The organism is Devosia elaeis (genome assembly GCF_001650025.1).
GTDB classification, from domain to species: domain Bacteria; phylum Pseudomonadota; class Alphaproteobacteria; order Rhizobiales; family Devosiaceae; genus Devosia; species Devosia elaeis.
The window spans coordinates 22,186-35,525 of the sequence record NZ_LVVY01000093.1 but is presented as its reverse complement, the minus strand read 5'-3'; the positions used below and the strand labels follow the sequence as shown (position 1 = coordinate 35,525).

Below are 13,340 nucleotides of genomic sequence, written 5' to 3'. Positions count from 1 at the left end.
CTCCCGGGAACATTTAAACAGACTTCACCGATACAAGCCCGAGGGTGACGAGCGGTGAGGAGGAGAGTTCGCGCTTCGCCCGCTCCTGATCTCCCGGCTTCGCTGCATATGCAGCGAACGCTTTCCGACACGCCCCACATTTCCCAACAATCGTAACGTTCTAACATATCAAAGGATTGCAAATGCCCAAAATGCTCGCCGCTCTTCTCCTCAGCTCGACACTCATTACGCCGGCTGTGGCCGACGACATCACGGCCTGGCGCCTGTTCGTCGCCGACCATAGCGAGGCCAAGCTTACCGCGTTCGACCTCGAGAGCGGGGCGGTGCTCGCCACGTTCCCGCTGGCCAGCCCCGCCAGCCTCTACAGGGCCGATGACGCGGTCTTTGCGGTGCAGGGCGCCGGCAACCAGGTTTCGGCCATCAAGACCGGCATCAGCATCGACGACCATGGCGACCACGGCGATATCACCATCGGCGATCCGGCGCTGGTCGAAGGCGTGCTGAGGGGCGACAAGCCCGCCCATTTCGTCGAGCATGGCGGCAAGATCGCGCTGTTCTTCGACGGCTCGGGCCTGGTCAGCCTGGTCGATGCCCATGATTGGGTGGAGCATGGCGAACTCGACATCACCGAGCGCGACAGCGGCACCGCCCATCACGGACTCGCCGCCCCCTGGGGCGACTACACCCTCGTCTCGGTGGCCGATGCCGAGAACGATGCCAAGCCACGCCTGGGCGTCAACGTGCTGGATGCCGAGGGCAATGTGGTGGGCGACATGCAGGCCTGCCCGGACCTGCACGGCGAGGCCACTTCCGGCAACATGCTGATGATCGGCTGCGGCGACGGGCTGCTGGTGGTCAGCGGTTCGGGCGAACCGAAGATCGAAAAGCTCGACTATGCCGGCCTGCCGCAGGGCAAATCCACCACGCTGATCGGCGGCCAGGGCATGCAATATTTCCTGGGCAATTACGGGGCCGACAAGGTGGTGATCATCGACCCGGCCGAGGCCGAGCCCTATCGCCTGGTCGACCTGCCGACCCGACGGGTGCATTTCGTGACCGATCCGGTGCGCCCGCGCTTCGCCTATATCTTCACCGAGGACGGCCAATTGCGTCAGCTCGACGTGGTCAAGGGCGAGATCACCCGTTCGGTCAAGGTCACCGAGCCCTATTCCATGGATGGCGAATGGAGCCTGCCCCGGCCGCGCCTGGCCGTTGCCGGCGATGTCATCGCCGTCACCGATCCCAATGAAGGCAAGGTCCATCTCGTCGATGCGGAAAGCTTCGAAATCGCCCGCGACCTGAGCGTGGACGGCCTGCCCTTCAACATCGTCGCCGCCGGCGGCTCCGGCAGCGTGCACTAGGCGCGCCGGCGAGGTGGGGGGCGGGTGCCGCAGCGCGTTGGCCGCGGTCCCGCCCCACGCATTGACGGGGGAGGTAGCGCAGCTTGGCCGAAAGGCCTTAGCGAAGCTGGGAGGGGGTGCCGACTGGCGCAGGCGGCCCACATCAAGCACCCTGCCGCCCGTCCCCCACCCCAGCCCTCCCCGCAAGGGGGAGGGTGCCGCATCGCGTATGCCGTGAGATACCGGCTCCACGCACTGCCCCACCTCACCCTCAATTCGTCACCCTCGGGCTTGACCGAGGGTTCTTCCTTATCGAAACCCACGCACAGCGACATCCTCAGGCCCGACCCGAGGGCCAACCTCCACACGGTCAAAGCACCGGCTCAAAGCTGTGAGCGACCCTCGGGTCAAGCCCGAGGGTGACGAGTGATGTGTGGCGAGGGGAGCGCTTTCAGGCGATGGGTGAAATGGTTCAGGCTGCGCCGTAGGAGAGAAACCGCACCGAGGCGGCGCCATATTGGCGGGTGTCATCGAGCGTGAAGCCGGGCGGAATATCGACCGGTGCATCGGCCGCTTCCTCCCAGACGATGGTGGCGCCGGGGGCCAGCCAGCCATTACGGGCCAGCTCGGCCAGAGCCTCTTCGCCCAGGCTCCGGCCATAGGGCGGATCGAGGAAGACCAGGTCGAACTGGCCGAACGTGCCGGGCACGCCCAAAGCGGTGGCGTCGCGGCGCAGCAGCTTGGTGATGCCGGCGGCACCGAAGGCTTCGATATGATCGCGGATTAAGCCGCGCGCCTCGACGCCATTGTCCACGAAGGTGACGTGCTCGGCGCCGCGCGAGAGGGCTTCGAGGCCGAGCGCGCCGGTGCCGGCGAAAAGATCGAGCACGCGCCGGCCGGCCAGGACCGGGCCCAGGCGCGAGCCGAGAATGTTGAAGATGGATTCGCGGGCGCGGTCCGAGGTCGGGCGGATGCTGTCATCCGCGGGGGAATTGAGCTGCTTGCCGCGATATTTGCCGGCGACGATGCGCATGGAGAACTCCGTTCCTGAGGGCCTTCGCCTCCCTCCCCCTTGAGGGGAGGGATTGAGGGTGGGGGTGCAGGCATTTCTACGAACGCGATGCTCGTGGGTGGTTCAGAACCCCCACCCCTAGCCCCTCCCCTCAAGGGGGAGGGGGACAACAGGTCTAGCCGCGCGGCTTGCGGGGGCCGGACGGACGGCCAGCGGAAGGGCGCGGACCACCGGAGGGGCGACCGCCACCGGGACGGCCGCCGGTGGGGCGCGAACCGCCGGGCTTTCCTGCGAAGGGCTTGGCACCCGGGCGGCCAGTTTGTGGGCGATCACCGAACGGCTTGCCGGCGGGACGACCTTTCTGCGGGCGATCCGCGAAGGATTTGCCGGCGGGGCGGCCATTTTGCGGACGGTCACCGAAGGCAGGTTTGTCGGCGCGCGGGCCACGAGCGGGCTTGTCGCCATAGGGCCGCTGCGAACGGTCGCCGAATTCGCGCTTGGGACGATCCGCGAAGGGGCGTTCGGGACGCGCGCCACGGGCCGGCTTGTCGCCGGAGGATTTGCGGCCTTCCGGACGATCGCCGCGCGCCAGCCTGTCGCCGAAATCGCGCTTGGGGCGGTCGCCGGCATCGCGGCCGGGCCGGCCGGCGGGCTTGGGTTCATAGGTTTCGGGCGCGCGGCCATCGTCGTCGAAATGGATGCGGCGCGGCCGGCCCATGGGGCGCTCCTCGGCGCGGTCGGGGCCGGGCCGGCGGGTGGCGCCGCGCGTCGGATTGGGACGGCTATGATCGCGGTCGCGCGGGGAGCGGACGCGATAGGTCTCGTCGCGCGGGGGCTCGTAATCGGGCATTTCGCTTTCGAAATCGACGCCGGCGGCCTCGGCCAGCTTCTTGCCGAGCTGGTCGCGCAGCATGCGGGACTTGACCATTTCCACCCCGCCCTCGGGCAGGTCGCCGAGCTGGAAGGGACCATAGGAGACGCGGATCAGCCGATTGACCTCGAGGCCGAGCGAGCCCAGGACATTCTTGACCTCGCGGTTCTTGCCCTCGCGCAGACCGAGCACGATCCAGACATTGGCGCCCTGCTCGCGCTCCAGCGTGGCGGTGATGGGGCCATATTGCACGCCATCGACGGAAATGCCGTTCTTGAGCGCATCGAGCTGGGCCTGGGTGACCGAGCCGAAGGCGCGGACGCGATAGCGGCGCAGCCAGCCGGTGGAGGGCAATTCGAGCACGCGCTTGAGCCCGCCATCATTGGTGAGCAGAAGCAGGCCCTCGGTATTGATGTCGAGCCGGCCGACGGTCAGCACGCGCGGCAGGCCCATGCGGTCCAGCGCCTCGAAAATGGTGGGGCGGCCCTCGGGATCCTTCTCGGTGACCACGAGCCCGGCCGGTTTGTGATAGAGCCAGATGCGGGTGCCCTGGCGGGCCGCCAGCGGCAGGCCATCGACCTCGATCTTGTCGCGGCTGGTGACGTTGAAGGCGGGGGTGAGCACCTTCTTGCCGTTGACCACGACGCGGCCATCGGCGATCCAGCCCTCGGCATCGCGGCGGGAGCAGAGGCCGGCACGGGCAATGACCTTGGCGAGGCGGTCGGCGGCTTCGGGTTGTTTGGGAGCGTCGCTCATGGACGGACTTTCTGACATGCGGGACCCATTTGTCGGGCGCGTTTTCGGACGGGAAACCAGTGTCCCTGAAAACGCTCCGGCGGGCGGCGCGGTAAATGTGAAAGGCGGCCGGATGGACCGGCCGCCGGGATAGATCGTCTCGAGGCGCGGACGCCTAGAGCTTGGTTTCGGAATTCGTCAGCCCGGTGCCGGGCCGGGACGAAATGCTGCCCGAAGAGGTCGGCGTCCCGACATTGCTGCGCTGCAGGGCGCGGCGGATTTCGGCCGGGCAGCGGTCGTCGTTGAGGGAAACCAGCTCGCCCGAGGGGGTGCGGCAGACCAGCTGCGCATCGCCCACGCGGGTGAAATATTCGGCTGGCGGCAGATAGAGCGGGCGGCGGGAATCGCCGGTGACCGCGATATTGGCGGCGCGCATGCGGGCCGTCATCTGGTTGATCTCGGCCTCGGTCAGCGGACGGCCGGACAGCGAGCGCAGGTCGACCACGCGGGCATTGCGCAGGTTCTCGATATCGGCCTGGGTGAGGTTGGAGGTGTCGATCTGCACCTTGCTGCTGTCGGCCGGCAATTGGGTCGAAGCGGTCTGGGTGGGGGCCGGCAGCGCCGCCTGATCGCGCGGCAGCACGAGCGGGGCGCGGGCATTGGTCAAATCCTGCTTGGGCGCCTCACCGGGAATGAGGCCGACACCGCGGGCAGTGGTGTTGAGCACTTCGCGCTCGAAGGTGCCGAAATCGGTCATGGCATTGGTGCCCTCGACCGTGGTGCAGGCGCCAAGGGCCAGCGTCGCCGCCAGCGCCAGGGCCGCGAGGCCGGCGCGAGCCATCGCCGAGAAAGCAGAATTGTGCCCGGTCAATCCAATACGCATGCAACATTCCTTCGATATCGGCGGCCTCTATAGCGCATTCCCCGAGCTAAGACCAGATTCTGGCAGCAAGGTGATCTTGCCGATCACGCGGTTTTTGTTGTGCGCTTGCGCCCCAGCCCGAAGAGATCGGCAAAGAGCAGCAGGACGCCCAGGGTGATCGACACATCGGCCAGGTTGAAGATGTAGAAGGACCAGGCGCCCCAATGGAAATGGAAAAAGTCGGCCACCGCGCCGTAGAGCAGGCGATCAAGCGCATTGGAAAGGGCGCCGCCGATGCAGAGGGCGAGGCCGAGGCGGATCAACAGGACATCGGATCGCCACCACCAGACCGACAGCGCGACGATGGCGACCAGCATGACCAGGCCCAGCGCCCAGACCGGCAGGCCGTCGAGCAGGCCATAGGAAATGCCGGTATTCCAGACCAGGACATAGTCGAAGAAGGGCGCGATGTTCAGCACTTCCCCGCCCCGCCAGCCGGTCAGCGCCAGCGGCTGATAGGCAAAGGGCACCGGCACGCAGGGCGCCTGGCCGATGGCATAGCATTCGGCCGCGATGTGAAAGCCCTTCTGCGCCCGGTCGAGGCCGAAGGCCAGCAACGCGGCCATGAGCGAGACGAGAATGGTGGGATTGCGGAGGGAATGGGGATTCATAACGCGCTCCGAGTTCTCCGAAAGCCCCTCCCCCTTGAGGGGAGGGGTTGGGGTGGGGGTGCCGGCTTCACGGCATACCGGGCATTCGCGGCTTGCGGGGCCTTCAGAACCCCCACCCTCGATCCCTCCCCTCAAGGGGGAGGGTGGGCAAGAGCCGTCAGCTCAGTTCAAAGACCAGCCGCCGCACGCTCGCGCAGGGCCTGGGCGTCGCGGGCGGAGACGTCGGGATATTCGGGGTCCGAGCCCACATCGGGCAGCACTTTCCAGCTTCGGGCGCAGCGCTGGCCCTGGGCCAGGGCCGGCACGACCGAAATGCCCGGAACGTCATCGAGGCGGAAAGCCTCGGCCGGGCCTTCGTCCTGCCTGAGCTCCACCGCCGAGGTGATGGCGATTTCAGCCAGGTCCTGGCCTTCCAGCGCCACCACATAGCGGGCATCGGCCACGAAGACTTTCGGCGCCGCCTCCAGCGAGGAACCAATGCGCTTCTCGCGCCGCTCGATTTCCAGGGCCCCCGTGACCACCCGGCGCACGGCGCGGATAAGCTGCCACTTGCCGGCCAGCTCGTCGTCGAGCCAGGTGGTGGGGATTTCGGGGAAGAGGCGCAGATGGACCGATTCACCCTCGCCCGGATGCCGTTCCAGCCAGCATTCCTCCATGGTGAAGACCAGGATGGGCGCCAGCCAGGCGGTGAGCGCGTTGAACAGATGATCGAGCACGGTCAGCGCCGAGCGGCGCTTGATCGAGGAGATCGGATCGCAATAGAGCGCGTCCTTGCGGATGTCGAAATAGAACGCCGAGAGCTCGATGTTCATGAAATTGGACAACAGGGTCACGACCCGGCGGTAATCGTATTCCTTGTAGGCGGCGCGCACCCCGGCATCGAGCTGGGCCAGCCGATGCAGCATCAGCCGTTCGAGCTCGGGCATGTCCTTGGCATCGACGACGTCCTCGCTCCTGAAATGGGCGAGGTTGCCCAGCAGCCAGCGCAGCGTATTGCGCAGCTTGCGGTAGGAATCCACCGTGGTCTGGATGATCTCCTTGCCCAGGCGCAAATCCTCCGAATAGTCGGAAGACGCGACCCACAGGCGCAGGATATCGGCGCCATATTGCTTGATGATCTCCTGCGGGGCCACGACATTGCCCAGCGACTTGGACATCTTGCGGCCTTCCCCATCCATGGTGAAACCATGGGTGAGGACGCTGTCATAGGGCGCATAGCCATTGGTAGCGCAGGATTCGAGCAGGCTGGAATGGAACCAGCCGCGATGCTGGTCGCTGCCTTCGAGATACATCGAGGCCGGGAATTTCAGATGCGGCCACTTTTGTTTATTGCGCAGCACGAAGGAATGGGTGGAGCCGGAATCGAACCAGACGTCGAGGACGTCGCGGATCATCTCGTAATCGTCGGCCTTGTACTCGGCACCGAGATAGCGTTCGGCAGCCCCCTCCTTGTACCAGGCATCGGCGCCCTCTTCCTCGAAGGACTGGGCGATGCGGTGATTGACCGTTTCGTCGCGCAGGATTTCGCCGGTCGCCTTATGCACGAAGACGGTGATCGGCACGCCCCAGGCGCGCTGGCGGCTGAGCACCCAATCGGGACGATCGGCGATCATGGCGCGCAAGCGGTTCTGCCCGGAGGCGGGGTAGAACCTGGTCTGGTCGATGGCGCGCAGGGCGCGATTGCGGAGAGTGTCGGGAAGAGAAGACAAGGCCCCCTCACCCGCCCCTTGCTGCGCAAGGGTCGACCTCACCCCCAAGGGAGAGGTGGCCTGCGGCCCGGCGGCACCGATCGGCTTGTCCATATAGACGAACCATTGCGGCGTGTTGCGGAAGATGACCGGCTTCTTGGAGCGCCAGGAATGGGGATATTGGTGTTTCAGGCGGCCACGGGCGATGATGTTGCCGTGCTCGGCCAGGGCGGTGATGACGCGCTGGTTGGCATCGCCCTTCTTGCCATTGTCGTCGATGACGCGGGCGCCCTCGAAGCCCGGCGCGTCCTTGGTGTAGAACCCGTCGTCGCCCACGACATAGGGGATGGCGGGATCGATGCCGTGCTCCTGCAGGAGACGGGTGGATTCCATCCAGATGCCGAAGTCGTCGAGGCCATGGCCGGGAGCGGTATGCACGAAGCCGGTGCCGGCATCGTCGGTGACATGTTCGCCATCGAGAAGGGGAACTCCGAACATATAGCCACCAGCAAGACCGTGAAGGGGGTGAAAGCAGGTGATGGATGCCAGTTCGTCGGCGGAGACGGCGGTGCGTTTTTCAAAACCGGCGACCTTTGCTTTGGCAAAGACTTCGGTTGCCAGCTTGTCAGCGATGATGAGCTTGTCGCCCACCTTGGCCCAATTTTCTTCTGGTGCTTCGGTGACTTCGTAAAGGCTATACCCGATGCGGCTAGAGAAGGAGATGGCCCGGTTGCCCGGGATAGTCCAAGGCGTGGTGGTCCAGATGACGACCGAGGCGCCTACAAAACGCCCCATATCTTCCAGGCGCGCCGATGCCACCGGGAACTTCACCCAGATCGCGTCGCTCTCATATTCCTGGTATTCGATCTCGGCTTCGGCGAGGGCGGTGCGCTCGACCACCGACCACATGACGGGCTTGGAGCCGCGATAGAGCTGGCCGCTCATCGAGACCTTCATCAATTCGCGCGCGATCTGCGCTTCGGCATCGAAGCTCATGGTGAGATAGGGGTTGTCCCATTCCCCCAACACGCCCAGGCGCTTGAATTCCTCGCGCTGGATATCGACCCATTGCTCGGCAAAGGTGCGGCATTCCTGGCGGAATTCGACCACCGGAACCTCGTTCTTGTCCTTGCCCTTGGCGCGATATTGCTCCTCGATCTTCCATTCGATGGGCAGGCCGTGGCAATCCCAGCCGGGGATATAGGCGGCGTTGTGGCCCAGCATCTGCATGGAGCGGGACACCATATCCTTCAGCGTCTTGTTGAGCGCGTGGCCGATATGGATATTGCCATTGGCATAGGGAGGGCCGTCATGCAGGGTGAAGAGCGGCCGGTCCTTGGCCTGCTCGCGCTGCAGGCCGTAAATGTCCATGTCTTCCCAGCGCTGGAGCCAGACGGGCTCGCGGGCCGGCAGGCCGGCGCGCATCGGGAAATCGGTTTCCGGCAGGAAAAGCGTGGCCGAATAGTCTTTTTCGGTCGCGCCGGTAGCGGTGTCGTTCATGGATCGGCAATCGGTTCGGGAAATATGGCCGCCTTTTAGCAAGGGGAGGCGGCCGGGGCAAAGGGTGATTTCAAATCACCGGCCGCCCCTTCCCCTTGCGGGAGAAGGGGCAAGCGCGAGCGAAACGGAGGCAGACGCCGATCCGGACGATCAGCGCCGCCCCAGCCCCGCGACCTTCCGGGCCAGGGTGCCGAACAGCCCGCGCGCGCCGCTCTCCTCGGCGGGTGGGGCGGTTTCCCCGCGCGCCAGGGTGAAGCCGCCGATCAGCCGGTCGAGCTCACCGGCCTGGGCTTCGGTCTGCTCGATGGCGGCATTGGTCTCTTCCACCAGGGCCGCATTGTGCTGGGTCATCTCGTCCAGGGTGCGGACCGCCACATTGACCTCTTCGATCGCGGCGGCCTGTTCGCGGCTGGCGCGGGCCATGTCTTCGAGCAGGGCGGCATTGGCGCCGATGCCGTTCTGCACGTTGAGCAGCCGCTCGGCGGCTTCCGCCACCAGGCGCGAACCGCCATTGACCTCGCTGGCGCTCTGCTCGATCAGCACCTTGACCTCCGAGGAGGCCTCGGCCGCGCTCTGGGCCAGGCGCCGCACTTCCACGGCCACCACGGCAAAGCCCTTGCCGGCCTCCCCTGCCCGCGCCGCTTCGACCGAGGCGTTGAGCGCGAGGAGATTGGTCTGGAAGGCGATGTCGTCGATGAGCCCGATAATGTTGGAAATCTTGCCCGAGGATTGGGTGATCCGTTCCATGGCCTGATTGGCCTGGTTCATCACCGCGCCGCTGGCCTCGGCCTCCGCGGACACGTTGCGCGCCTTGGCGCTGGCATCCTGGGCCTGGCCGGCATTCTCGGCCACGACATTGCGCAATTGCTCCATGGCCGCCGAGGTCTGCTCGATGGTGGCGGCCTGCCGCGTGGTGCGCTCGGACAGGTCGTTGGCGCCTTCGAGGATTTCGCCGGTCGCGGTCTTGAGCGCGCCGGAGGTCTGGCGCAGGCGCGTGACGATTTCGCCCAATTGCTCGGCCACCCCATTGGTGTCGGTCTTGAGCCGGGCGAAGGCGCCCTTGTAATCGCCGGTGACGCGCAGGCTGAGATCGGCCCCGGCCAAGGCCGCCAGCACATTGCCGGTCTCACCGATGCCGCGCTCGACGGTCGCCAGCAATTCGTTGACGTTCTCGGCCAGCCGCTGCAATTCGGGATCCGGCAGGGCGGTATCGGCCCGGAGCGAGAAATCGCCCTCGATGGCGGCGCCCACCACCCGGTCGATATCCTGCTGGAGGGCTTCCACCACGCGCACCTGGGCGGCGCGCTCGGCATTCATGCTATCCTCGGCCGCCCGCAATTCGGCGATCCGGAGGCCGTTCTGGCGGAACACTTCCACCGCATCGGCCATTTCGCCCAGCTCGTCGGTGCGGCCCAGGCCGGGCACCTCGGTTTCGAGATTATTGCCGGCGATCTCGCCCATGGCCTGGGTCAGGCGGCCCACGGGCCGGGTGATGGTGCGGGCGATGAGCACGCTGCCCAAAGCCGACAAAGCCAGCAAGGCCCCGCCGATCAGCATCATGGTGTTGCGCAGGCCGGCCGAGGGGGCCAGGATTTCCTCGGCGCTTTCCAGCGCCACAACGGCCCAATCCGAACCGCCGAAGGAAATCGGGGTGGCGGCCGCGACATAGCTCGTCTGGTTGAAATCGATCACCCCGAGCCCTTCGGTGCCGGCCAGGGCCGCCGACACGACCGGGCCGCCCAAAGCCACGTTCAGCGCGTCGTCGCCCTCGGTCTTGGGGGAATCGTTGCGCACCAGCCCGTCCTGGCCGACGAGATAGACTTCCCCGCTCTGGCCCAGGCCCCTGGTGCGGGCCAGAAGCTCGCTGATGCGGCCCAGCGGCATCTGATAGGCGAGCACGCCCGAGAGCATGCCCTGGTTGATCACCGGCGCGGCGATGAAGCTGGCCGCGGCCCCGCCATTGGGGCCATAGGGCGCGAAATCGCTGAGAAAGACGCTGCCGGCCTCGCCCGCGAGAGCCGCGCGCACCACCCGGCCCAGATCGGTATCGGCCCAGGGGCCGGCGCCCTCGGCGAAGCGGGTGCCGAAATCACTGTCCTTCTGCACCGAATAGACATTGTTGGCGTCAACATCGAACAGGAAGACATCGGTATAGCCGCGCGTCTCCAGCAGGGCGCGGAATTCGGTGTGTTGCGGTCGGTGATTGAGGTCGTAGACCAGGAGATTGTTCGAGCTTTCGAGCAGCTTGCGCTCGCCGACGGGATGGGGATTGTCGGTCACATAGGATTTCTGCAGCAATTCGGCCGGATCGCCCTGCGCCGCCAGCGACTTATAGGCGCCGGCAAAGGCCATGAGCGCGCCCGAGACATCCTTGCGGCCGGCGAAGAGCGTCAGATCCTCGGCCACCTCGCCCAGATAGGCCGCCAGCGCCGCATTGGCGTTTTCCGCGCCGGCCGAGAGCCGTTCCCGGGCCTGGTCGCTCACGATGGCATCGCTGCTGAAATAGGCGGCCACGCCCAGGCTGGCGCCGGTCACCAGCGCGATGCCGATCACCATGACGGGAAGTTTGAGGGCGAGTCTGATCTGCTTGGTCATGGTCGAAGAGCCCCACATTGCGGCATCAAGCCTTGAAATCAACCCGGCCGCGACGGCTCCGCCCCCGCTGCCATGGCGCTGGCGAACATTAGGAATTTACGGTTAAGGAAGTTCTTCCGCGCCGGCGCCGCACGCGGCACTGAGCTTTTTGCTTGATCCGGCGGCGCAAACTGCCACATAGGGCATACATTCAGCCGCCATTGCCGAAAGCACGCCATGACCAGCCCGCTGCCGACCATTTCCGGTCTTTCCGATCTTTCCGGCCGCTATGATGCGGTGCTGAGCGATGTCTGGGGTGTCATCCACAATGGCGTCGCGGCCTTTCCCGAGGCCGTCGAGGCGCTGCAGAAATTCCGCCAGGGCGGAGGCCGCGTGGTGCTGATCACCAATGCGCCGCGTCCGTCGGGCCCCATCGTCGCCATGCTGGACCGGCTCGGCGTGCCGCGCGATGCCTATGACGCCATCGTCTCCTCGGGCGACGCCACCCGCGTCATGATCGAGAAATATCGCGGCAAGGCCATCCACCATGTCGGCCCGGCCACCGAGGACGACGCGCTTTACGAAGGGTTGGACGTGCGCCGCACCGGCGCCGAGGAAGCCGAAGTTGTCGTGGTCACCGATCTCGATACCGATGACGATACCCCCGAAATGTATCGCGAGCGGGCCCGGCTCTGGCTCAGCCGCAAGCTGCCGATGATCTGCGCCAATCCCGACCGGGTGGTGGAGCATGGCGACAAGATCATCTATTGCGGCGGCGCGCTGGGCGATCTCTATTCGGCCATGGGCGGCATGGTGCATATGGCCGGCAAGCCCTATCAGCCCATCTACGAGGAAGCCTACAGGCTCGCCGAGGAAGCCGCAGGCGGCAATCTCGACAAGGCGCGGGTGCTCGCCATCGGCGACAGCGTGCGCACCGATGCCACCGGCGCGGCCCAGTTCGGCATCGACCTGCTGTTCATCACCGGGTCGATCCATGCCGCCGAACTGGACGCCTTCGGCAAGCCCGATCCGCAGGCCATCGCCGATCTCATCGCCCCCAGCCGTGCCCGCACCGCCGGCTACCTCCCCCGCCTGAGCTGGTAGCGCAATTGACCTTCATCCGTCTTTCCAGCCTGGCCGAGCTGCCGGAACACCTGCGCGGCGCCTATGTCGCCATCGGCAATTTCGACGGCCTGCATCGGGGCCACCAATCGATCATCGCCGCACTGCGCCAGAGCGCAAACGCGGCCGGCGTGCCGGCGCTCATGCTCACCTTCGAGCCGCATCCGCGCGATGTCTTCGCGCCGGCCCCGTTCATGTTCCGGCTGACCCAGGGCGATGCCAAGGCGCGCCTGGCCGAAGCGCTCGGGCTCGACGGCATCATCATCCTGCCCTTCGACCATGCCTTTTCGCAGACCGAGGCCGAGGATTTCGTCGAGACCATCCTGGTCGACCAGCTCGGCGCCAGGGGCGTGATCACCGGGTCCGATTTTCATTTCGGCCGCCAGCGTCGTGGCACTCCGGCCTTCCTCAAGGCGGCCGGCGAGCGGGCCGGCTTCGCGGTCGAGACGCTCGACCTCATGGATGAGGGCGACGAGCCCATTTCCTCCTCGCGCATTCGCGCCGCCCTGTCCGAAGGCGCCGTCGCCGCCGCCAATCGCCTGCTGGGCTATCACTGGTTCTTCGATGGCTGCGTGGTGCAGGGAGACCAGCGCGGCCGGGAACTGGGCTTTCCCACCGCCAATACCATGACCCCGAATGGCTTCCAGCTGGCCCAGGGCGTCTATGCCGTGCGGGCCAGGCTGGGCACGCGCCTGTTCGACGGCGTGGCCGCCTATGGCAAGCCGATGTTCGACAACCAGCGCCCGCCCTTCGAAACGCATCTGTTCGATTTCGACGAGGATATCTACGGCCAGACCCTGCAGATCGCCCTGATCGGCCATATCCGGGGCCAGGAGGTGTTTTCCGGCCTCGACGAACTGATTGCCGCCATGGACCGGGATTCGCGCGAGGCCCGCGCCCTTATCGCCGATGCCGCCCCGATCGGCGCGCTGGACGAAAAGCTGGGCTTTTTCGGATAGGCCGCT

9 protein-coding genes are annotated in these 13,340 nt (G+C 66.1%); 3 read left to right on the top strand and 6 right to left on the bottom strand.

Translation table 11 applies throughout. The features are described 5' to 3' along the window. The first annotated feature begins 182 nt into the window (after window positions 1-182). Window positions 183-1,361 carry a zinc metallochaperone AztD gene (gene aztD, locus A3840_RS12610; protein ID WP_067457212.1) on the top strand — a complete coding sequence of 393 codons (1,179 nt, stop codon included), beginning with the start codon at window positions 183-185 and terminating at the stop codon, window positions 1,359-1,361. 451 nt (window positions 1,362-1,812) lie between these two features. On the opposite strand, the gene rsmD is transcribed toward aztD, so the two are convergent. The 6 genes from rsmD to A3840_RS12580 all read right to left on the bottom strand — a co-directional run bounded on the left by rsmD (window position 1,813) and on the right by A3840_RS12580 (window position 11,274). Then, on the bottom strand, window positions 1,813-2,373 hold the full coding sequence (gene rsmD / locus A3840_RS12605) for a 16S rRNA (guanine(966)-N(2))-methyltransferase RsmD (protein ID WP_067457209.1): 561 nt from the start codon (window positions 2,371-2,373) through the stop codon (window positions 1,813-1,815). Between the two features lie 154 nt (window positions 2,374-2,527). Next, window positions 2,528-3,997 carry a pseudouridine synthase gene (locus A3840_RS12600; RefSeq protein ID WP_082903867.1) on the bottom strand — a complete coding sequence of 490 codons (1,470 nt, stop codon included), beginning with the start codon at window positions 3,995-3,997 and terminating at the stop codon, window positions 2,528-2,530. A gap of 136 nt (window positions 3,998-4,133) precedes the next feature. After that, complete coding sequence (locus tag A3840_RS12595; protein ID WP_131798318.1) at window positions 4,134-4,841, bottom strand: hypothetical protein; 708 nt, start codon at window positions 4,839-4,841, stop codon at window positions 4,134-4,136. Between the two features lie 83 nt (window positions 4,842-4,924). After that, on the bottom strand, window positions 4,925-5,491 hold the full coding sequence (gene lspA / locus A3840_RS12590) for a signal peptidase II (RefSeq protein WP_082903866.1): 567 nt from the start codon (window positions 5,489-5,491) through the stop codon (window positions 4,925-4,927). 167 nt (window positions 5,492-5,658) lie between these two features. After that, on the bottom strand, window positions 5,659-8,679 hold the full coding sequence (ileS, locus tag A3840_RS12585; RefSeq protein WP_067457200.1) for an isoleucine--tRNA ligase: 3,021 nt from the start codon (window positions 8,677-8,679) through the stop codon (window positions 5,659-5,661). 150 nt (window positions 8,680-8,829) lie between these two features. After that, window positions 8,830-11,274 (bottom strand): methyl-accepting chemotaxis protein, encoded by a 2,445-nt coding sequence (locus A3840_RS12580; protein WP_165603179.1) that lies wholly within the window; start codon window positions 11,272-11,274, stop codon window positions 8,830-8,832. A 216-nt stretch (window positions 11,275-11,490) separates the two neighbouring features. Between A3840_RS12580 and A3840_RS12575 the strand changes: the two genes are divergently transcribed. Together A3840_RS12575 and A3840_RS12570 are read left to right on the top strand one after the other, a co-directional pair. Beyond that, a complete protein-coding gene (locus A3840_RS12575; RefSeq protein ID WP_067457193.1) occupies window positions 11,491-12,357 on the top strand; it encodes a TIGR01459 family HAD-type hydrolase in 867 nt (288 codons plus the stop codon). Window positions 12,358-12,362: 5 nt separating this feature from the next. After that, the gene (locus A3840_RS12570) at window positions 12,363-13,334 is read left to right on the top strand and encodes a bifunctional riboflavin kinase/FAD synthetase (RefSeq protein WP_067457190.1); all 972 of its coding nucleotides are present in this window, start codon (window positions 12,363-12,365) and stop codon (window positions 13,332-13,334) included. The last annotated feature ends 6 nt before the right edge of the window (window positions 13,335-13,340 follow it).